Source organism: Pseudomonas sp. P1_F7 (assembly GCF_056405655.1).
Window position 1 is genome coordinate 36,538 of record NZ_JBFUBR010000011.1, and the last position, 20,682, is coordinate 57,219.

The following is a 20,682-nucleotide window of genomic DNA, read 5'->3' on the forward strand; positions in this document are numbered from 1 at the left end:
CAGGCGTATGCCTACCTGTCACAAAGCTCGTGCAATCTCTATTTGCGCGCATACCCGCTTGCCAGGAGTCTTATGACATGAGGCCAGAAATCGCTGTGCTGGATATACAGGGTCAGTATCGGGTTTACACGGAGTTCTATCGCGCAGACGCCGCAGAGAAGACCATTATCTTGGTCAACGGCTCGATGGCCACGACTGCGTCGTTTGCACAAACCGTGAAAAACCTCCATCCGCAGTTCAACGTCGTCTGCTACGACCAGCCCTACGCGGGCCGGTCAAAAGCCCACAACCTGCATGAAAAAATGCTCACCAAGGAAATCGAAGGTCAGATCCTTATTGAGCTGATCGACCACTTCGCCGCTGAGCACGTTTTGTCGTTCTCCTGGGGCGGTGCCGCGACCATGATGGCGTTGTCGCAACGGCCACGGCGCATCGAAAAAGCCGTGATCAGCTCGTTCTCCCCGGTGATCAACGCGCACATGCTCGACTACCTCGAACGCGGCGTCGAACACCTCGGCAACCTGGACCGCGACCGGGTCGGGCACCTGGTGAACGACACCATCGGCAAACACCTGCCGTCGTTGTTCAAGCGCTTCAACTATCGCCACGTCAGCTCCCTGGCCGAACATGAGTACGGACAGATGCACTTCCACATCAACGATGTGCTGCACAGCGATCGCCAGTGCTACCTGCACGCGGCGAAAAAAATCGACGTGCCGCTGCTGTTCCTCAACGGCGAATGGGACGAATACACCGCCGCCGACGACGCCCGGTTGTTCGCCAGCCACGTGCAACACAGCACGTTCAGTACCATTCAGGCCACCGGCCATTTTCTCGACATGGAGCACAAAGCCGCCTGCCGAGACAGCCGCAACGCACTGATGGGCTTCCTGAAACCAGCGCAACACGCAAGCCGACCGCGTTACCACTACGTCCAGGACCACCATGCATTGGCAAGCTGAAGTAGCGTCATCGCGAGCAAGCCCCGCCCTGTTGCGTTAAACGTATTCTGCAGGCGCGAGGTTTGCCCGCGATCGACCGTCATGAGGTCCAGGCTTGGTTTCACCTGCGCTAAACCCGTCTGGTGCAAAGAAAAACTTCATTTCCATGCGCACATCTGGTACAAAGTCACCGCTCTGAGCGGGTGTCGTATAATGGCATTACTCCAGCTTCCCAAGCTGATAACGAGGGTTCGATTCCCTTCACCCGCTCCACTATTTTCAAGGCCTGCAGCGCTGTTCACCCTTTACCACCTTCCTCTGGGGGACGTATTGGGGGACGTTTGATGCGAACTGACGCAGAAAGCCGCACAGCCTGATACCAACCCTCATCTAGGTGCCAATCCTAAAATCCGTGGGGGTCCGAAAAAACAGTAATATTAGTAATATCCCTTCCGAAAAACAGCCACAGCCCTTGTAGATCAAGGCCTCCAGCGTTTTTTGGAAAAGGCGATATTCAAGCGATAGGAAGGCGATAGTATTACCTTTCTTAAAAGCTATATTTCTAATCCTTAAAACCCAATGAATCCGGGGGTTTGACAGAAATATTACTTTTCATATCGCTTCATATTACCTTCCCTTGTAATACCGAGAGCCCAGCAAAACCGGGGCCTCCAGCCTCATTGCCACCCCCATATAGCTGATATCGCTCTTTTTGAAACGATCACCCTCCCCTTAAGAATCAATCTCAGCTCGCCCTATCCCCTGGCTGAGATTCTGGAATCAAGAGATCGTTGAAATTACCCTGCCGCGAATGCCTTCGCCGTTGAGTTTCTGGCCGGGCTCTAGGACAGATTCCTGAGGGCAGTGCTTGCTGATCGCATTTTCAAGCAACAGCTGAAAACCTCAGGGCGTCCCTTTCAGGAGAACTTCTTCTCGCCTTTAGAAAATGCAATACAGGGAGGAAGCCCCCGCCTAATGAATCGCTTCCATCGACGGTTGGGCTTCTGTATTGAGGAGAATGCTACTTATCCTGAATTTCTTCGCCGCTGGGGAAAAAAGAATCGAATCGGGACACCACACCCTTGGTGTAGTCATACAGATAGTTTAGGAGATGAATTATTGGTAAGGGCTCTCCATCGCGAAGGATGCAGACGGCAGCCACGCATTGGAAGTCTATTGAGGCTGATTTAAGTGGACTCACCGTTGTCATTTTCAACAGAGTTGCGCCGGGCACCAGTGCCCCACCCCAGATTGTCATATTGGGCGGAACGTTCAACGAAGCTTCCTCGGCGGTGTAAAAATCCACTTTCAAATCGGGACTCATCGACTTGGGCGCGATCAGTGCGATCGGAGGCACACGGTGCTTATCGATTATATTCAACCAATGAAGCAGCAAGAGAGGGTCGTCGGCGGGAAGCCCTTCTCCCGGTCCGCCGATCCGCTGAAATGGCTGTAGACTTTCTATTAAATCGGCTGCCCCGGCGGGCCATTGCTCAAGGTTTTGGCGCTCCTTCGAATGAAAGTCAGCTTTGTCAGCATAAATTGGAAATGAAAGTTTCCCTGGCTTCGGCGGAGGGTCGCATTCGGAACGAGCCAAGGCGAAAGCAAGGTTATCGAGAGCGCTTCTGAGATTGTGAGCACATTCTCCAACAGTCAATCCCCAATTATCTTGCGGTGGCGCTTCAGCAAAAGGACTCAAGATAAGCTCAAATCCAAGGTGGTCATCAAGGATCCGGCCTTCTGCCTTTAGAGGGTTGGACGTAGCCCAATCTACAATTGATTCGCACACTGATTTTATCTGCGACTCCGCACGCGACAGCTTCAATGCAACATGCCGACTTAACTCATTCATTTCGTCACCTACCTGTTCGAAATGTCAGCGAGTGCACATCACTCGTCTCTAAGCGTTCCATACTACAGCTGAAAAAAAATAGATAATTTCTCCGAGTTTTTTTGAAACCACCCGCCCGTTTCAACGCAAATATGATGCGTGTAGTGAGTTCAACGAAATGCAAATATTCAAAACTGCTCAGTCGATCGGAAAGCCACGTATTGCATAGGGTAGGTACCTCATCGACTGTCAATCAACACGCTACCCCAAGCGCTGATAGCGTGAGCTGTTGTTATTTTAAAACACCTAAAATAGTCGGATTTCGAGGCTCCTTCCCTTATAAACCAAGGGTTCCAGCACTTCCCAGTCCGCGACCGCCCTGAGTGCAGCTGTGCAATCGCACTGCATTTCCTTTCAAAACTTTGCATTTTGTGAAATTGCCGATCACCTGCCGAGCCCCACGGCCCGCCTAGGCTGCGGGTTCGTTTGCACTACAACCGGATTTGCACAAAAAAAGGACACGAAGCCCGTCGGCGGGAGGGGGATAAGTGCTTTTTCAGCTGTTTTTTTCTTCTCCGGACGTTTTTTCCTCCGCAGCGCTCACTGTTCGCCCTGGTCGGCTTTTCATCGGACAGACGTAGTCCGACCACCTCCATTGATATACTGTTCATGTATACAGTATTTTGATGAGCTGATGAGGGTGCAGGTGATGAACCAGGAACAAGTGACCACTGATAAGTCCAGGGCGATCGCGCTGTGGGAAGTAATGCTGCGGGATGATGTCGCATTGCTCGATCACCCTGGAGCTCACCATAAAGCTCTGCTGACTCAGGCATACGCTCTGCACCGAGCTCATGTGATTGATCGGGATGATCTCAGCGATCTTCTGGAGCAAGCCGACGGCGCGCTGGCCTACGCGGTGGAAGCGCTGCTCGACCGTCATAGTGGCGAGTAGATAGGGACCGTCTCATGCATATGCTTGTTACCCCCATGCGGCACCATGGCATCGCGCTCACGCCTCAGGAACGGCGACGCTATCCTCCGATCAGGGGGAATGTGATGGTGAATTCTGAGAACAGCAGAGAGCTTGGTCGAAGCGCTAACGTCGCTCGTATAGAAGTGGGCATGCCAAACGACCCGGATCCTTTACCGCGACTGCTGGACGCTACATTGGCAGGGATGGCGGTTACCGGTTTCGTGTTAAGCGGCATTGAGTACATCGACGGTTGCGCCTATGCGCAGTCGTGGTGGTGTCGGCTGGGGTAATGAGGTCTGGCGCTGAAATGAAAGCAGGGGCCGATGGCCCCTGCAGTTACTGCATTACAACTGCTGAATGATCCTGATCAAGCGGATAGACCAATAGGCGGCCTGCAACGCTCGAATCAGCTCTTCAGGAAGAAACCGAATGAATGACTTCATTTGGCAACAACTCCTAAGCATGGATGAAACCCGCATCTCGCATAGCAAAATGCAGAGCATCCCGCTCACTCTTGCAACTTTCCGGCAATCACTAACCGCCCAAGTTTAAAAAACCACCAAACTGGCCACATAACAAACTTGCAAGTTTGTAGCGCTTTAGCGCTTTAGCGTTAGATTCATGTTGACGGGTCCATTGCGAAGCCATAGCCTTTGAGTTCCTAAGCTGCAAAAGTATGTCTTGGTGAGCAGGTGAAGGGACTTTACCACAGGTTCCCAGCACCAATGTCACATCAAAGATATACACCCGAAACCCGCACCCTGTGCGGGTTTCGCGTTTACGCAGGCGAATTTCGCTTATTCGCCACTACACAATAGTGGCGGTTTTTTGGTCTAACGCACGGATTACATGGGTTTGCCGGGAGAAAGAATTTTTTTCCTTTTTCTGAACCACATTTGATACAACTCTCCTGTATCCAGAATTTATCCGACGAACGGTCGTTAACTATTTACCCAGTCAAGAGTAAGTCAATAGCAAATCTCGGTTATCCACAGTTTATGCACTAGCGACGACGATAAAAACATACACTTTGTGTATCCGATAACGAATGCGCTCGTTCAAGAAAAAACCCCTCCGTCGAGGGGCTGTTGTTTACGCTGCAGAAAGCGCCAATCGGCTAGAAAACAACACATCCCCGTTTGCACTGACTGGCACGTCCTGTTGCACCCCTCCATTCAGCTGACGCAGGTGAACCTGACTCCCGGACCATCGAGGCGCTAATTGCCCGGTAAATGGCAAGGTGGTGTCGCCTACTTCACACGGCATCGGGAAAGCGCCGGCGTCGTAAGGCATGCCAGTGATCTGCATTTGCCCGGTACCGGTAAAACCCGTCCAGTTGAGCCGGCCACGCACGTTCAGGCTGTAGCCATCCATCTGGTAGTTGCCAGCGCGACTGGTGTAGCTGGCGGTACCGGCCGTGCTGCCGCCTTGAAGGCCGAGGGTGAGGGAGCCGTATTCCCAGTTTTTGTTATAGGTGTTGGCGACGGCCGCGTTCGCTGGATAYGTGTTGCCATAAACCGATGCCCCGAGTCCTACCGCGTTCCACAGGTCCATTGTGACCAGGCCATTGATCGGAGCGGCAGCGGCGGTGTTGTTTTCAGCCAGGACATATTGCCGGCCGATCACATATCGAGCGCGTTTTTGGCTCGCGGTACCCGTCAAATTGAGGAAGGCATCCGTGTACTCATTGGAAGTATTCCCGCGAATCGTCAGGGACTTTTTCGCGTACTCGCCATCGAGGTCAATGCTGCGGGTATGGGCCCCGGTGAAGTAGTTTCGCGTGAGCTTGATCGTCTGCGGTGCCTCGTCCGAGTACCTGGAGACGAGGGCGATGGCCGCTCCTGGCGCGCTCATGACGTGCGTGCAGTCATCAATCTCCAGCTCACCCGCGCAGCTACCAGAAACCGTGGACGAACCCGCCACTGGCGATGCCACCAAACGCACTCCGGTAATACGCACGCCGTTCACCGGCTTGAAGCTCGCCTCCCTCCAAACCTGGTTCGTCACCCCGGCATAGGACAGGTTTTCGGTGGTCACGCCTGTGCGCACGAATGTGAAGGTGTCATTGGCAACGGACGTCGTCGACACGCTGGCCACGGTCCAGTGCCCCGCATACTGACTGTCAGGGCTACCCGCTGCGCGGATCCCCACATAGATCCCATCGCCGACCACCAGTCCGTGGGCAACCGACATCACCACCGTCACGACTGCATCAGTGCCCATTGCGGCGGATGCCAGCACCAATGTCCCAGGTACCACCTGCGAAGTTCCGAAGGCGGGGAAGATTGAAACAACATCGCCGGCGACAGTCACGGCGGACTTATCGAGAATGCCACCCTTGATCCGAACGTTACTCGCACCCGATGAAATACGAACCGCGGCACCGCTCGCGCCAATCATACGAACATCGGGATCGCTAATCGACACGTCACCGGATAGCGTGGTCACGTTGATCGCAGCGCCAGCCCCGGTGTACTTGAACCGTTTGATTTTACCTTCGTAAGCGCCCCGGAACGCTTCATTGCCGTAGTTCCATCCGGCGCTTGCTCCCCCATGAGAAGTGTCATCCATGCTGGTGATGCGTCGCTCGCCAAGGCCATGTGCCACGTAAGCCCCGGCAATCGGTCCGTGGCACACGTTGTCATGCTGTACACAGCCGTGCGAGGTCGTGTAGTCAATCAAGTGCCGGACAGCCACGCCCTCGTTATGGGAAGACAACGCCCCGAAACACAGGTGGTGCCGAATAACGTAAGCATGACCACCATTGGTTGGGTAGATCGGGTTCGGCAGGTAGCCTTTCACGCGCTGGACATGCGGCATCCAGCACATCCAGAACATGGTGACGAACAAGCGGAAACCACCCACTGAAATATCCGTGGCCTCCGGCTTCTCGCAGCAATAGAAGCTGGCGAAGTGGCCGCAGTTCTCAGACAGGGCCTTAGTGGAGATGACTCCCGGATCAACCTCAATGGCCACGCCCGCATTAAGCAGTTTCGGGCGCTGGAGCAGATTCAGCTTGGTGATGGTGGCGGTGCTCAGGTACACACCCTCCAACGGCCGCGACAGCGTTACTACCCCCGTGCCGACGTTGACCGCTAGCACGGTTTGCAGTTCGCCGTAGCCGGTAAAGCTGGCGTACAGGCCGTCAGGGAAGTTCCACGGCACGCGGGCGGCGTCGGTGGTAATCAGCACCCGGTCGCCCGCTGCAAAGTCCGCCGCTTGAGCAGGGGTCGAGCAGGTCACAGTGACCGGCTGGCCAGTGGTTGGCACGATAGTTCTCGCAACTCCCGTGCTGCCCCGAAAGAAGAAGGCCGGGGAGTGGATAAAGGCTGGGTTCGCATCCGAGTACGTCTTGTAGCGCGACTTCGCCCACTGTAGGTCAATCGTGATGCCTTTCTCGATCGGGACGCAGTAGCCATCCAGCTGCCAGTTGATGCTGTAGGTATGGCGAGGGTCGCCGTAGACGGTGCCGCCCTCCGCGCAAGCTGCCACGGCCTTGCGCCAAGCCAAGGTGTGATCGAGCAGGGGGGCGGATCGCAGTGCGTCCGCTCTTTCCGCAGGACTCATGTAGTCCACAACGTAGATGACGCGCCGGAGCCGCTCTCCAAGAGTAGTGCCCACCGCACCAGCTCCGCCCGGCAGGTAGCCCAGAATCCCTACCCCTTTGCTCGGGTCGGTTGAATTTTTCAGCCTTTCCTCAAGCGCTCCGACCGCATTCTGAATAGCTTCTGATGTCTCTGTCACATCATTGAACTGCAACCGAAGCCGATAATCCCGGTTACCTTTTACCGCCCGCAGGTCATAAAGCCCGTTGGGCGCGGCAAACTGGACTAGACCCTGTGAATCGGACACAAAAGGATTGCCCAGAGCCAAGCCGTTAGCTTCCTGTAGCTCTTCTACGAGGCTCTCGGTGCCCCGTACATACAGGTAACAAGTTGCTCCGCTAAGGATGTTCCCCGCGTCGTCCTGGACAAAGTAGTTCTTGAGTTCCAAATTAGGCTCCGGTGATGGGCTTAAGCTGCCCATTAAGCTCTAGGCCGGTACCGGCGTTGGTGGTGAAGGCGGCGGCGTTGGTCGGGGCAGGACCGGATCCGTGGACATGGGCAGCGATTTGGCCGTTCATCTCGGTGACCAGGTCGATCAAATCGCACAGCACCTGCAGGACGTTCACCGATTCAGAGCCAAGCCAGGTCTTGGGGGCGATACTGCGGCGGGCGCCTTTGATTCGCTCCTGCAGCTCACCACCCACCGCCAGGTTCAGTTTCTGGCCCACGACCTGGTTGATATCTCGACCGCTGGCCAGGTGCAGGTCATCCAATGCGGCCAGGCTGGCGGATCCACCCGACAGCAGCTTGAGCGCGCCAATCGCCTCGATCGTCTTGATGCCACCGACTGACTCAGTCGAATGGTCGTCGACCTCCACCGTGCTGCTCTGGTGGTGTTCGGTGTTGGTCAGGCTCTCCACATCCCGCTCGATCGACTGGTCACGGATCCGGCCATCGGTCTGGCGCAGCCAGTTGCCGTCCGCGTCGACGCGTTGCTGCGCGGCATCGCTGTGCTGCCACACCAAGTCGCCCTTGGGCACCTTGGGTAGGCTCAAACCGTGCGGCAGGATCGTTTGAACATAGGGCTTGCTGGGCATGCCATATGCGAAGCACACCACAACCCGCGTGCCCTCCCCGGGAAAACCGAAGAACCCCATCTCATCCCCGCCCATGGGCATGGGCAGCGGCACGCCGGCCAGCATTGGCAGATCTGGATCCGGCTCGTCGTCCGGTCCCAGTAGTTCGAGGTCGACGGCGAAGCGCGGACGGAAGTCGTCGCAGATCCCGGCACCTGCCGGGGCATCAGCTACCCCCGCTACCCGGGCATATCGCGGCAGGTGATAACCACCAGAGAGTTCGGGAAACTGCCGCTCTACGCTGCGGCGGATTGCGTCTTCCATCGGATCGCCATTTGGTTGCCGGTGAGCGTCACGTTGGTGATCCGCTCGCCTTGGTTGATGGATGCACCAGGACGCAACCCAGGAAGGGCCGCGATCATCGCGCTCTGATTGTTTTGATAACCATTGAACAGCTCGACCGGCAGCTGCAGCGACGATCGGATACCGAAGAAGCTGTCGCTCCAACTCCCCACGAACACTTCGCCGTCACCCTGCTGCTGCCACATGAAGTCGGCGATGCCAAACACCTTGGCCAAGCTGTCCATGGCTTGGTATCCAGACGCCAGGTTGAAGAAGAACGGGGCCTTAACCTTGGCGTAGGCCTTGTCAGGGACTCGAAAGCTCAGCCCGGTTTTCTGGTTGATTTCACCCAGCACCGTGCTCAGATCCGCATGGCGCAGGTTGAGCGGTAAAGGGGTGGCCAGGATCGCCGCCAGCTCGCGACAGAACAGCACCTGCTCGATCGCGTTGGACGGTGTGCAGCGCTCGACGTAGCCGATAAAGTGGCGCTGCAGCGGGTTGTCGTTGTACCCAATATCGAGCGTCACCAAGCCCTTTACCGGCGCCGCTGCCTGAATGGTCAGCGTTGCCCGTCCGGGGGTTCGCAGTTCAAGGCGAACGTCATCCGTGACCAGCGGATACACCACTCCGCCGATGGTCAGCACCTTATGCAGCTTCATGCTCATGACCCACCACCCAAGTAGTTATCCAGCTTTTTCAACGTGACTTCGAAGCCGGTGAGCTCCTCCCCTGCCGCGCCGGTTCCGGCTGCACCTGGTGCAGTTACGGACTGCCCCGGGGCGCCTTGCTGTGTCACACCTTTCCCGGCTCGACGGGTCTCGACACGCTCCGGGTTTGAGAGCTTTTCCGACAGCGTGAATTGAACCAGCCAGGCCCTCATCGAATCGTCTTCGCGGGCGCTGACGCCGTCGGAGAATTGCACCTGGCGCACACCAAACGCTGACGCGGTGTCGTTGACGACTCGGTAGGTTTTTAGCTGGCCACCGGTGCCGGTCGCCTCGGCCAGTCTCATCAGGTTGCGCAGGTTCGACTCATCGATAAATGGGATCAGCAAAGTGACCGCCAGCGTCTTGGGCTTGAACCCTTTGTGAGCCGAATCGGTATTGCTGGTCTGTCCCGACAAGTCGTCGCTTTCGATTCTCAGGTTGGCGGTGACCTTGAGGTTTTTGCCGCGTACCTGTTCACCATCGAGCAATAAGGTCATAGGCCCACCAATTCCCGAACAAAGCCCAACCCTTTCAGGGACCCGACCAGGAGCAATCCTGCAGACAGCCCCCATTCGTGACCTGGTGCTTCGCCCTGCAGCAGCTGGCGACGCAATTCGGCGGCATTACCTGGGCCGATGAGGCGCGCACGCATGGTGTCGTCGGCGTTGCCATTGGCGAATTGAGTCTTGAGATCGGCCAATTTCTGCGCCTGTGCCAGCGCCTGGTTGGCTTTGCGAGTGGCCAACCGACCCAGATCGGCCATCGGCGAACTGTCCGCGTAGCTTTCCAAGGCCGATAACTGGCTGTTCAGGGCCTGAGTCGCGGCTTTGGTCACGGTGCACCGCTCCAGGGGCAACTCACCCCAACGCGGCAGCGTGCCAGCAGTCGGCAGCTCCCACTTTTCAGCGTCCAGCGCGAACAGGTTTTTGGCTCGGCGTTCTGCGCGCTGCAGGTCTGGCACCGGCAGCACGGCATTAAATCGGGACAGGGTCGCGGCAAACTGGTCGTACCGCGTGCCCAGGAACATCACCGCCAGCGCATATTGCGAGCCAGCCGGACGTCCATCATCGCCGGTGTCCTCAAGCTTCTCCCCCAGCTGCTGCAGCAGATTGGGAGCCGACAGGTAGCGCTGGTAGCCGCGCCCCTGGCCCACGCCACTTTGAAACGGCGTCACGACCAGGCTAGCCGGCACTTCGCCCAAGGCTTCGGTCAGCGCGGCACGGCCGGCGGCTACGGCGGCTTCAGCGGCGGCACCGACGGGACCGGGTGAGGTGGTGGCCAAGTCGGCCAGACCGTCCAGGCGCAGTGCCGTGCTGGTCAGTTCGTTACTGGCCAAGACCTTGGCGGCATCGAGGCCGCTGAGCCACTGGGTGGACTGCTCCGGCCAACGCAGGGTGATAGAGTCCCAACTCATACCGGGTCAGTCTCCCAGGCCACTGCGTTGAGCGCGCCCACATCCGAAGCCGATCGCGCCGCTGCCAAGGCTCGCTTGAGGTCGTTGGCTTTGCGCAGGCGCTGCAGCTTGAACTCGGTGAACTCGTCGCCAATCTGCCGAAGCTGATCGCTGGAGTGATCCAGGAAGGTTTTCACCCCAAACTCATCGCGGCAGGCATACACGCCACCCAGGCCACGCAAGATCATGCCAGTCAGGTTTAGCTGGTCCTCAAGCTCGGAATCGTAGAAATACCGATCGCCCAGAGCCGTCGACCAAAATCCGCCAGTGATCTCCTGCAGACAGGCCGCATTAACCATCAAAAGCTGCGCGCTGTAGCGCAACTCGACCACGGCCGGGATGTCATCGATCCAGTGACTATCACCCCAGATCTGCCCCGGGCCTGGCACTTCCAGCGTGTAGCCGGCGGGAAGCGAGCCCACACGCTCGATCACCATCGGAGCGCGGGTGGTGATGTTGTATACCGTCAGCCCTTGGTAAGAGTCGACCAGTTGCCAGCACTTCCCATTCCAGAGCGCGGCCTTGTGTTGCGGTACCACCGGCGGCGCAACTTCGACACACCCGCCAGGAATCAGCCAAACATCCGGCTCCAGCGGCGAACGATCGGCCACGGTTGTGCCGGTGTAGATACCCAGGTGATCAGTTTGATAGACGATTTTCGTGTCCATGGGATGGCCTCAGTACTTGATGCAAGCGAGAAACGCGATGTTGGTGGGGCGCGTTTCGCTGCCACCGGTGGCGTTGACGGTGATAACGTGCGAGTGGTCGCCCACAGCATTTATGGTGATGTTGTGCGCGTGCGCACCTGCTGACGTGGTGGCGGTTACAAAGGCGGGAGAGTCGCTCCCGTTCAGTGGGTTTCGTGGTTCTCCCGGAGTGCCAAAGTCCGCACCGTCCGGGGTGAGGTCGCCGTAGTGGACGTTGTGGGTGTGCGCGCCCTGGGTGTCGCTCGATGCACCGTGTGTATGGCCGCCGGCGCCAGCGGAGCTGCCCGAGTGATTGTGGCTGCGCATTTCATCAGCCTGGTTGCTGCCAAACGCTCGCCCGACATCGATTCCCCGTCCGTCATCCCAGATGCGAACAAACTTTCCGCGTGGATCCGGCAGATTGAAGGTGCTGACGCCGTCGCCGGCACCGTAGGTGGTACCGATCTTGGCGAACAACGCGGCATACGTCGTGCGCGATACCGCGGCACCATTGGCCCGAAACCAGCCGGCCGGCGGTGTGGCCATAGCAAACGTGCCGATGCGCCCTACTTCGGAGTCATCGATGACCTTGCGCAGCGCGTTCAGCGCCTTGGTAGTCGCCAGGATCTCGCTACTGTCGGTACCCGGGTCGTCGCTTTTGGAATTAGGCAGGTTGCCCAGGTCGACGTCGTCCTTGGTCGTAGCCCGGGCGCGCAGGTTCTCGTAATCCCCATTTTGTGCAGCGAAGTGTTTCACCAGGGCGCCGGTGATCGGTTCGAACACGCGAAGGTCTGAGATCTCCTCCGAGATGGCCACGCTGGCCAGCTCCACCACGTAATGCACGATCCCATTGCCGTCGGTGTAGTCAGCCTTCGCCGCACCAAAGACGACGTTCCAGGTGGCGACCACATCATTGGTATCCCGGGCCAGCGCAACGTCCAGCCAGGCTTTAACCGGCAACGCCGGCAACTGCACCAGGGTCGGCTCAGACAACTCGACGCGGATCCCCTCAACGTAAGCAATGCCCGCTTTGAGTTGGTACAGACCGAAGCTACGTTTCATCTGCAGGCTGTCAGCCAAAAAGCAAACTCGGCCGAATGTGTCCCGATTGTTCAAGCGCTCGCGCTGATCGATGCCGTTCAGCCGAACGGTGAAGTCGTGTTGCCAAGTGCTGGCATCGACGGTGATCCCAGTCAGTGCTTGGGCACCGTTGAACTCCACTAAGAAGTTGCGGGTGATGTTGTTGCCGATCTGCAGCGGCGGGATGTTCTTGCGCTTTTGCTGCAGCGGCACGTAAGCCACTGCGACCAGCACCCCTTCGGCCGACTCGAGGCCGATCCAGTTGTAGTCCCAGTCACCGACATCAGAACCGACCATCAGGCTGTAAATCACCTGGCGCGGGTTCACATAGCCTTTGCGGTCGACATTGGCGGTGTAGACGATCTGGTCGGCGGGTGGTTTGGGCGCCGCACGGTCGACGGGCGCATTCGGATCGAGGGCCGGCACGTTGGCCAGTACGAAGCGAGCAACGTCCAGAACCTCCTGGGCGCCTTGCTTTTGGGCAATGAGGCTTTCTCCGGCAAGGGTAATGCTAGCTGCCATGGGGGCTCCTAAAAAGAATCGGTCAAAGAGGCGACCACGGTCAGTTCGTTGATCACCGCCAAACGGCTTGTGCTGTCGTCCAGGGCAGCCAGCAACGTCTGTTGGTCGTCGTTGAAGTCCGCGACAGTGATGTGCATCGATACGGGAGTGATCGTGACGAAGTCATAACGCCGGCAGGTGCGGCCGTACTGCTGCATCAGGACGCGCAGCAGTTCTGGGTTTTGGCTGAGTTGAGTGTCGGAAAGCAGCAGCAGGACGATGTCCCAGTCCAGCCCATCCTGACGTTCCTGAATCTCCACGTAGCCCACGCCCAGGCGTTCGAAAATACGAGCCATGCCGGCGGTGCTGCCAGCGTCCACGGCATTAATGAAGGCGTATTTGACCCGCAGGCGGTACAGCGTTTCAGGCTCGACATGGAAGCGCTGAATGTCGCGCTGCCAGGCCAACAGATCGAGCATACTCAGGTGGCAAGTCTCGGCATCCATTTGCAGCAACGGCCAGTGCAGCCAGTTTTCGACCTTGCTCCACCAGGCTTGCGCGGCCGCTTTGACCTTGGCCAACTCCGGCCCGTCGAGCCAAAAAGGCAGGCTCAACTTAAGCATTCAGCTCCACCTCAACCCCGGACAGGCGCGGGATGGTCAGTTCGGAAATGATGTCGACGTTGTCGAAGTCAAGCGAGTCGATGCCGGAAAATTGTTGGTGCAGCTCCTCACTCAGGCGGCTGAACGAAAAACGCGACTGGGGATGAGTCTGCGTCGGCTGATAGTCGCTGTCCGTGCTCTCGCGAAACGCGGCCCGGATGAACAGCTCAATGTCAGCTTTCAGCGCTGGCCAGCGCTCGGCGCCGACCTCGGCCTTGGTCCAGACCGTCAAACTGACAGCGTGCAGTGTGGCGGGCATCTCCAACACCAGGAGGTCATCCCCGTGGCCATGGTTGCCCTGGTCGCGAATGTAGTTGTTGATTTCAGTCAGGTAGGACTGCGCCGGCGAGTCGGCTTCGAACAACACGAAGGCGTTGGCACTGCCGGGGCCCCGGGGAGCGTTGTGCTCAAAGTAAACGCCGTCAGGCTGCACACCGGGGAACGCCGCGATCATGGCGCGATACACGGCGTCGGTGTGCCACTGGTTGACCGCAGAAAACTGATTGCGCACGCGCAGGCGTAACTCATCGTCAGGCTCAGTGTCGGCGCCGGGCTGGCTCAGCCAACCGTCAGCATTCACTACCTGGACAACCCCGGGCACGGGTTCCGGGAGAATCGAAAAGTAACCTGGTGCGAGATTGAACCCGCTGCCAGCTTTTTTTGCCCAGGCCAGCACCCGGATCTGGGATTCACCATCAGCAAAGCTGGCTGCTGCCACGGTCACCAGTTCGTACACGTTGCCGTTGATCGCGATCGATTGCACACGGGTACCGGCCGAAATTTCCAGCAGGCCGGCCAGCGCACTGCGGGTGAACAGCAACAACCCCTCGGCCTTGGTCGCTGGCTTGCGGGTGACGTTGACCGCCCAGGCCAGCATATCCAGCCAGGAACCGGTAGCGGTCTTCACGAAGAAGTTCGGCAACACGGTGCCGGCGATAAAGTCGATCAGCCACATCACCGGTTTGGTCACCAACGCGGTGATCACCCGCCAGAACGGCGACCATGCACTGGTGTTGCTCAATTTGCTGCCCTGGGCAACGACTTCCAGTTCCCAGGCCGCACGCAACTTGGCCTCGGTGATCGGAATGCCGGCGTCACTCAACGCCTGTTTGAAATCTACGTCACTCACAGCACTACCTCGACAGATCCAAATTCAACGGTTTTGGCCGTGACCAGGTACTTGCCCTTCTCTTCTTCAAGAATCCGGACAGTGCCCGGAACCAGGCGCACGTCAGCCTCAGCCAGCAGTTCCAGTTGCTGGATACAGTCGGCTTGACGGAAGCGATCGCGCTCAGCGACCAGCGTGAACAGCAGCCCGCTTTCGCGGATCATGTGAGCAATGTCCTGGGCAATACTGGCCCGGTCGTCCACCAGTAGCGGCTGGTTCGAGGGGTCCAAGGTCAGGTCGTTATCGGTGATCAGCAGATCGATGTAGAGGCTCATCCGCCAACCCCCATCGCCACCATGTTTTCCAACTCCAACGGGGTCATTGGCTTGGCGGTGTGGATGTTCACGTTCTCAACGTGCGCCCCCTTGTTCTGGCTGCTGGTGTTCTGAATGCTGGTGAGCAATCCGCCTGGGGGCACAGCTGATGCTCGCGTCGGGGAAAGACTCGGTATTGCCGCGTTAATGGTTTGCTGCGCCTTTTGCGCACTGCTTGCGGAGTTGGCCGCATTTACCGCTGCGTCGACACCCGGCACTTCTGGCATGCCGCCAAACCGCGCTTCGATATTTACGCCGGGGATGCTGTTGATCATCTCGATCAAGCTGTTGATGGCTTTGTAAAAGACGCTGACGATGCTGTCCCACGCGCCTTTGGCCATGGCTGACCAGCCGCCCATGGAGTTGAACCAATCGGACAAGGTCTTGAACTGGTCGCTGACCCACTTGAAGGCGTCACTGTTGAGCAGTGCTGAGGTCCACTCGTCCCAGTAATAGACGGCGGCAACCAACGCCGCGACCAGGGCCACGATCCCGACAATGATCAAAAGGACCGGGTTGGCCAGCAGCGCGCCGTTCACCAGCCAGATAGCGGCCTGCCACGCCAACATCCCGACTTTGACCAGGCTCATCCAGCTGTACAGCAGGACCAGGCCGGCAACGAAGGCGATCGTCATCACGGAGTGATATAGGAACATCGCGATGCTGCGGTAACCGGTCCAGGTCAACAGCTTCCAGACGGTCAGCATCCCCAGCCAAACCATTTTCGACATGCCTACAGACAGGGTCAGCAGAGACATGCCGGCGATGATGCCGAAGATGGTCAGCGTGGTAATTCCGATCACGCGGGTGATGTTCGGAAACAAGGTGACCCAGCGCATCAGCGTCTTACCGATCGCCACCATCTTTTCCATAAACGGCGCCAATACCGGAATCAGCACCTGGCCAAACAGGGCGCGCATGCTTTCCACCAGGGCCGCCCATTGCGCCCAAGGATCCACCATGGCTTTGGCCATCTGCTCGGCATTCTCCAGGCCCCGAACTTTGCCCAGCTGGTCCATGCCAATGCGCAGACGATCAGTGTCCTTGGCCAGTGCCGTGATCACGCGCGCGCCCTCGCCGCCAAAGGCGTCGATCAGCTTGGCCCCTGCGTTGGCACTGTTCAGATCGCCAAACTTGCCCTCCAGCTTGCCGAGGATGTCGAGCATCGGCAGCAACTTGCCGTTCTGGTCGACGAACTTCATCCCCAGCTTTTCCGAGGCGCTGCCGATGTTCTCGAAGAACGATTTGTAAATGCCGCCGGCATCGCCACCTTCCATGGTGCTGCTCAGCGAGCCGATCACCGCGAACTGCTCAGCCAGGTCCACACCCGCCGTGGTCGCGATCGAGCCGACTTCCTTGAAGGCATCCTTCAACTGGGCGCCATCGGTGCGGAACAGTTTCACCGCCAGTGCCGTCTGCCCACCCAGCTTCTCGATCCACTCGGTTTTGCCGAAGGCGTCAGCCTGGCCTTTGAACAGGTTGTACATGGTGCCCACGTAGGCGCTGGTGGTTTCCGCGTCGGCCTTGGTCGCCTTGGCCAGCACGTTGCTGGTGTTGGTGATCGAGGTCAGCTGGCTGGCGGACAGGCCTTTGATGGCGCCATCGATCGTCGACGCCGATGCCACAAAATCCCGGGCATTGGCGGCGTAATCCACGGAGAACTCCAGCGCCTTTTGATTGAGGGCAGACAGTGCGTCTTCAGCCACACCCAGCGATCTCACCTCGCCCAGGGCACGGTTCATCTCCAGCGCAGGGGCCAATGACTGGGTGATTGCCACACCGGCGCCGACCATGCCGCCCAAGCCCAGGCCCATCGTCTTGATGTTCTTTTCGCTCTGCTCGGCAAGGTCGGAAAAACCCATTTTCACCTTGCCCAGGGGCGCGGTGACCTTGTCGGTCAGGCTCAAGATAAAGGCCAGGCGGGCGGCGCGGTCAGCCATGTGTTTTTATCCGTTCAGTGCATGGGCGATGCCGTTAGCCACGGCGATTTCCATGCGTTTCCAGTGTTCGTCTTCCAGCCACTTGGCCGTGCCCATCACCTCGGGTGTGGGCTCTTGACCAGGTAGCCAGCGACTGGACAGGGCCAGTAGCTGGCCAAGCCCGTCTTCGCTTAGGCGCTCAGCGTGGTCGAGTGCTTTTTTACGATGATCTCAACGTCCGGCGCGTACTCCTCGAGCAGCGCGCCGGCGATCTGCATGGTCATCACCGGATTGGCCAGCAGCGCACGCAGATCGGCGCGCTGATCGGCCACCACGGTGTTGCTCAGCAGGTTGTGAGAAGGCGCCACCTTGTTGTTCGCGGTCATGGCGTTGAAGTACTTGGTCACGTCCTGAGGCGTCAGGGTGAAGGTGAATTCCTTTTCGCCGACTTCCAGGGTGATATCGCGTTTTTCGGTCATGTTCTTTTCCGTTGCAGGGGTTGGTTAAAAAGGTGCTGCAGGCGCTGTTCCAGCCGGTCTTCCAGCTTTTCCATGGCCTTGTCGATGTGTTCGGCCCGCACGTATCGCTCGGCAACCTCGATGCGAAACTCCAGGTGCTCACGACGGGCCGCGCTGATCTGTTTGAAGAGGTACATCTGAAAGCCCACCACACCGGTCAGGACCAGTTCGGTCAACATCAGCAGTACGCTCACGGCCATGGCTGAAAGCTCCATTTCACGCGCTCCAGTTGCCACGCCCGCCGATCCGGACGGCGGCGTACATCAGCCAGGCCAGAGGCTTGGGCATGCCCTCCTCGAGCAAGGCGTCGTAAAAAATCTGGTCAGCCTCGGCCTTGGTGAAGGACCAGGTGCCGTGGGTGTAAATGAAGTCGTGCACCACCGACGGACGACGGGCGCACTCGTCGTCACGGGGGATCAACCACCAGACTGGCCGGGGTACGCTGGCCAAGTCAGTGCGGTAGCACTTGGGTACAGTCACCATCTTGTTGCTGGCCGTCAGGTAGAACAGCGGCCTGATCAACTGCCATTGCTTGGTGCCCTTCACGGCCTTGACGACCAGCTCGCTTTTAAAGGCCATCGGCGGTGCACTCCACGCGGATCTTGTTCGGGGCCGTGTCGTTGGCAATCTGTGTGCGTAGCAGCACGCGCCCGGTCTCCGGGGCCTTGCAATACAACGCCACCAACGTGGAAGCGCTGCGCGCCACCACCGCATGGGTGTCGCTGAAGACGCAGCCGACCAGGACGACGGCGGTGAACACGGCAATCATCAACAGGCGTGTCATTCAGTAGCTCCAGATCGCGGGGCTGGGGAAGCGGCCACCGGCCGGCGCCATGCCCAGGTGCAGGAAACGAGCGTTGCCGCGCTGGCTGATGCCGAAGCGGGTGAACTTCAGGTTCATGGCCAGGCGAAGGATCTCCACCGCGTCTTCACCACGGCAGCGCACGTCAACCGCCAAGCCAGTGCAGTGCTCACCTGGTGCAGGCTTGTTCACCTCCACCGGGTGTTTCGGGCAGCGGTAAGCGCTGCTCAACGCCATCGGGCGGCCAAACTGCTGACGCAGGGTCACCAGCTCGGACATGAATGCCGGATCCATTTCGGCGCCGGTGCTGTTGCACTTGCCACACTTACAGCGCAATTCAGCCGCGGCGAAGTGCGGCCAGGTGATGGTGTTCATCAGCGTTTTCCTTGCTCGAAAAGGGTTTGGCACGGCGTGCAGCGAGTGATGCCGCCCAGCGCCTGGCGCTTCTCAGGGATCGGCTCATCACACTCCAGGCAATGGCTGCGGCTCGGCCCGATCGGACGTGCCTTGGCGAGTTGGGCGGTAATCGCCTGTTCACGCTGGCGTTGTTCCAGCGCCTGGGCACGATCGAACGGGCAGACCATCAGCGCAGGCCCTCGATCTCGGCTGCAGCCAGATAAGGCACGCCGTTGATGCGGATGAAGTCCGGACTGGTGACGTCAAACGGCACCTTGTGCTTGGATTTCTCGCCGCCTTTCGGGTCAACGCTGAGCAGGCTGGACACCTTCAACTTGCAGGCGAAGGCCTCCACGCGCAGTTCCTCTTCGCCAGCCTTGGCGAAGAACACGACGTCGAAGGGTTCGAGCTCGCGGAAGCTACCGGCGGTGCGTGCGGCTTCGATCAGCAGATTGAAGTTGCTGGTGTCGAACTCCATCTCGCCGCTGGCCGCTACGTCGCCGTCAACGTGTCCATTGGGTACGCCTCGGCTCTGCGCCACGGCGGTGTTGTCCGTGATATCGATGGTGCAGCTCTCGATGTGAACCTGCAGATCGCCCAGGTTCACGTCGAAATTCTTGCCGCCAATACGTGACATAGGGGGTTACTCCGAATCGTCGTTGGAAAGGTCGAGGGCGATGTTGGCCGTCAGGTCCTTCGGGCAGTTGAGCGGCCGGATCTTGATGTAGAGCTCCACCTTGATTTTGCTGAGCCACACCAGGACGATGTCGCCGTCCTTGGGCGCCTCGATCTCACCAGGGAACACCTGGCCGGCGAACGTGACGGACTTGGCCATCTGGCGCAGGGGCTTCATCAGCGCACTGATGGCAGCAGCCATGCTGTTGGGGGTGTTGTTCAATCGGCGATCGGCCACGCGACGGATCAGCAGCGGACGCACCTGGCGCGCGGCCTTGTCAGCCAGGCGCAGGTACTCGACCACCTGGAAGTCGCTCGCCGGCGCGTCGAGCATGTTGCCGTCGCCCCAGAACACGCCCGGGTAATCCGGGTAGGTTTGCGATACGGAGAACCGCGCCTTATCAAGCTCGGCACGGATCGCCGATGGCAGCGGTACGCCTTCGACGTCGGCAGGAATCGCACCCAAACCCAGCACGGCGCCGGACGCCACACGCATGGGGCTGTCGGCAATGCTCACCGCCGCGTTGGCCAAGCGCCCAGCCAGCACGCCCAGGTCATTGCCGTGCAACTGCGGCACGACCAAGACACGCGGCGCGGCCAGGCTTGCGGTGATGGCCCGCTGCTCGATCAAGTACTGGTCCCAGGTCTGCAGCACCGTGATGCCGGCACTCGCCGCCATGACAAATGCCCGACGACCGTAGACGTTGTTCAGTGCGATGGCTGCGTCATGCATGGCCGACAGCTGTGCTGCAGTTGTCACCGGCTTGGTGATCACCACCGCCTCCACCGAAAAGCCCTGCTGTTGGGCGTATTCCAGTGCTTCAGCCCATTCGCCGTCCGCCGCGATTGGCGCGGCCAGGCAGGCCCAGCGATCGCCGCCGTTGAGTCGGGCGGCAGTGATCTGGGTTTTCAGGTCACTGGCAGGAATGCCCAGGGCGCTGTCCAGGTCACTGTCGGTGTTCAACGGAATCAGCTGCCCGATGCTCTTCGCACCGACGCCGATGAAAAGGAAATAGCGCTCGATCTCAGTCACGGCACCCTGGCCCAGATTGAGATTGTTTACGCTGACTTTGCCGAGTGCCATGCAGTG

The 20,682-nt window shown here is 58.8% G+C and carries 24 protein-coding genes and 1 tRNA gene; 4 read left to right on the top strand and 21 right to left on the bottom strand.

Going from position 1 to position 20,682, the window contains the following annotated elements; all coding sequences use genetic code 11:
* Positions 1-77: 77 nt before the first annotated feature.
* On the top strand, positions 78-962 hold the full coding sequence (locus tag AC1D1M_RS17255) for an alpha/beta fold hydrolase (RefSeq protein WP_477776582.1): 885 nt from the start codon (positions 78-80) through the stop codon (positions 960-962).
* Between the two features lie 178 nt (positions 963-1,140).
* Positions 1,141-1,214, top strand: a tRNA-Gly gene (locus AC1D1M_RS17260).
* Between the two features lie 748 nt (positions 1,215-1,962).
* On the opposite strand, the gene AC1D1M_RS17265 is transcribed toward AC1D1M_RS17260, so the two are convergent.
* On the bottom strand, positions 1,963-2,793 hold the full coding sequence (locus AC1D1M_RS17265) for a hypothetical protein (RefSeq protein WP_477776583.1): 831 nt from the start codon (positions 2,791-2,793) through the stop codon (positions 1,963-1,965).
* A gap of 688 nt (positions 2,794-3,481) precedes the next feature.
* Between AC1D1M_RS17265 and AC1D1M_RS17270 the strand changes: the two genes are divergently transcribed.
* Positions 3,482-3,727, top strand: a complete 246-nt coding sequence (locus AC1D1M_RS17270) for a hypothetical protein (RefSeq protein ID WP_477776584.1) — start codon at positions 3,482-3,484, stop codon at positions 3,725-3,727.
* 14 nt (positions 3,728-3,741) lie between these two features.
* Positions 3,742-4,038, top strand: a complete 297-nt coding sequence (locus AC1D1M_RS17275; RefSeq protein WP_477776585.1) for a hypothetical protein — start codon at positions 3,742-3,744, stop codon at positions 4,036-4,038.
* Positions 4,039-4,840: 802 nt separating this feature from the next.
* Here the strand turns inward: AC1D1M_RS17275 and AC1D1M_RS17280 are convergent.
* From AC1D1M_RS17280 to AC1D1M_RS17375, 20 genes are read right to left on the bottom strand one after another with little or no spacing between them, the layout of a single operon-like run.
* Positions 4,841-7,741 carry a hypothetical protein gene (locus tag AC1D1M_RS17280; RefSeq protein ID WP_477776586.1) on the bottom strand — a complete coding sequence of 967 codons (2,901 nt, stop codon included), beginning with the start codon at positions 7,739-7,741 and terminating at the stop codon, positions 4,841-4,843.
* A gap of 1 nt (position 7,742) precedes the next feature.
* A complete protein-coding gene (locus AC1D1M_RS17285) occupies positions 7,743-8,693 on the bottom strand; it encodes a hypothetical protein (protein ID WP_477776587.1) in 951 nt (316 codons plus the stop codon).
* Positions 8,666-9,376: a hypothetical protein gene (locus tag AC1D1M_RS17290; RefSeq protein ID WP_477776588.1), complete on the bottom strand. Its 711-nt coding sequence runs from the start codon at positions 9,374-9,376 to the stop codon at positions 8,666-8,668. The genes AC1D1M_RS17285 and AC1D1M_RS17290 overlap by 28 nt, the downstream gene beginning before the upstream one ends.
* The gene (locus AC1D1M_RS17295; protein ID WP_477776589.1) at positions 9,373-9,915 is read right to left on the bottom strand and encodes a baseplate complex protein; all 543 of its coding nucleotides are present in this window, start codon (positions 9,913-9,915) and stop codon (positions 9,373-9,375) included. Before AC1D1M_RS17295 ends, AC1D1M_RS17290 begins: the two co-directional genes overlap by 4 nt.
* Positions 9,912-10,832: a hypothetical protein gene (locus AC1D1M_RS17300; RefSeq protein ID WP_477776590.1), complete on the bottom strand. Its 921-nt coding sequence runs from the start codon at positions 10,830-10,832 to the stop codon at positions 9,912-9,914. Before AC1D1M_RS17300 ends, AC1D1M_RS17295 begins: the two co-directional genes overlap by 4 nt.
* Positions 10,829-11,539, bottom strand: coding sequence for a DUF4376 domain-containing protein (locus tag AC1D1M_RS17305; protein ID WP_477776591.1), 711 nt, complete (start codon positions 11,537-11,539; stop codon positions 10,829-10,831). Before AC1D1M_RS17305 ends, AC1D1M_RS17300 begins: the two co-directional genes overlap by 4 nt.
* 9 nt (positions 11,540-11,548) lie before the next feature.
* Positions 11,549-13,159 carry a phage tail-collar fiber domain-containing protein gene (locus tag AC1D1M_RS17310; protein ID WP_477776592.1) on the bottom strand — a complete coding sequence of 537 codons (1,611 nt, stop codon included), beginning with the start codon at positions 13,157-13,159 and terminating at the stop codon, positions 11,549-11,551.
* Positions 13,160-13,167: 8 nt separating this feature from the next.
* Entirely contained in the window at positions 13,168-13,761 is a 594-nt protein-coding gene (locus AC1D1M_RS17315; RefSeq protein ID WP_477776593.1) for a phage tail protein, read from the bottom strand.
* Positions 13,754-14,929, bottom strand: coding sequence for a baseplate J/gp47 family protein (locus AC1D1M_RS17320; RefSeq protein WP_477776594.1), 1,176 nt, complete (start codon positions 14,927-14,929; stop codon positions 13,754-13,756). The genes AC1D1M_RS17315 and AC1D1M_RS17320 overlap by 8 nt, the downstream gene beginning before the upstream one ends.
* Positions 14,926-15,243 carry a DUF2590 family protein gene (locus tag AC1D1M_RS17325; protein ID WP_477776595.1) on the bottom strand — a complete coding sequence of 106 codons (318 nt, stop codon included), beginning with the start codon at positions 15,241-15,243 and terminating at the stop codon, positions 14,926-14,928. The genes AC1D1M_RS17320 and AC1D1M_RS17325 overlap by 4 nt, the downstream gene beginning before the upstream one ends.
* Positions 15,240-17,222, bottom strand: coding sequence for a phage tail tape measure protein (locus AC1D1M_RS17330; RefSeq protein ID WP_477776596.1), 1,983 nt, complete (start codon positions 17,220-17,222; stop codon positions 15,240-15,242). The genes AC1D1M_RS17325 and AC1D1M_RS17330 overlap by 4 nt, the downstream gene beginning before the upstream one ends.
* Before the next feature lie 6 nt (positions 17,223-17,228).
* Positions 17,229-17,369 carry a DUF6890 family protein gene (locus AC1D1M_RS17335; protein WP_033043937.1) on the bottom strand — a complete coding sequence of 47 codons (141 nt, stop codon included), beginning with the start codon at positions 17,367-17,369 and terminating at the stop codon, positions 17,229-17,231.
* A 23-nt stretch (positions 17,370-17,392) separates the two neighbouring features.
* Positions 17,393-17,680 (bottom strand): putative phage tail assembly chaperone, encoded by a 288-nt coding sequence (locus tag AC1D1M_RS17340; RefSeq protein ID WP_477776597.1) that lies wholly within the window; start codon positions 17,678-17,680, stop codon positions 17,393-17,395.
* The gene (locus AC1D1M_RS17345; RefSeq protein WP_477776598.1) at positions 17,677-17,919 is read right to left on the bottom strand and encodes a hypothetical protein; all 243 of its coding nucleotides are present in this window, start codon (positions 17,917-17,919) and stop codon (positions 17,677-17,679) included. The genes AC1D1M_RS17340 and AC1D1M_RS17345 overlap by 4 nt, the downstream gene beginning before the upstream one ends.
* 16 nt (positions 17,920-17,935) lie before the next feature.
* Entirely contained in the window at positions 17,936-18,298 is a 363-nt protein-coding gene (locus tag AC1D1M_RS17350) for a DUF1353 domain-containing protein (RefSeq protein ID WP_477776599.1), read from the bottom strand.
* Complete coding sequence (locus tag AC1D1M_RS17355) at positions 18,288-18,503, bottom strand: hypothetical protein (RefSeq protein ID WP_477776600.1); 216 nt, start codon at positions 18,501-18,503, stop codon at positions 18,288-18,290. Before AC1D1M_RS17355 ends, AC1D1M_RS17350 begins: the two co-directional genes overlap by 11 nt.
* On the bottom strand, positions 18,504-18,896 hold the full coding sequence (locus tag AC1D1M_RS17360) for a D-Ala-D-Ala carboxypeptidase family metallohydrolase (protein ID WP_477776601.1): 393 nt from the start codon (positions 18,894-18,896) through the stop codon (positions 18,504-18,506).
* On the bottom strand, positions 18,896-19,105 hold the full coding sequence (locus AC1D1M_RS17365) for a TraR/DksA family transcriptional regulator (RefSeq protein ID WP_477776602.1): 210 nt from the start codon (positions 19,103-19,105) through the stop codon (positions 18,896-18,898). The genes AC1D1M_RS17360 and AC1D1M_RS17365 overlap by 1 nt, the downstream gene beginning before the upstream one ends.
* On the bottom strand, positions 19,105-19,554 hold the full coding sequence (locus AC1D1M_RS17370; RefSeq protein WP_477776603.1) for a phage protein: 450 nt from the start codon (positions 19,552-19,554) through the stop codon (positions 19,105-19,107). The genes AC1D1M_RS17365 and AC1D1M_RS17370 overlap by 1 nt, the downstream gene beginning before the upstream one ends.
* Positions 19,555-19,560: 6 nt before the next feature.
* Positions 19,561-20,676, bottom strand: coding sequence for a DUF2586 domain-containing protein (locus AC1D1M_RS17375; protein WP_477776604.1), 1,116 nt, complete (start codon positions 20,674-20,676; stop codon positions 19,561-19,563).
* Between the last annotated feature and the right edge of the window lie 6 nt (positions 20,677-20,682).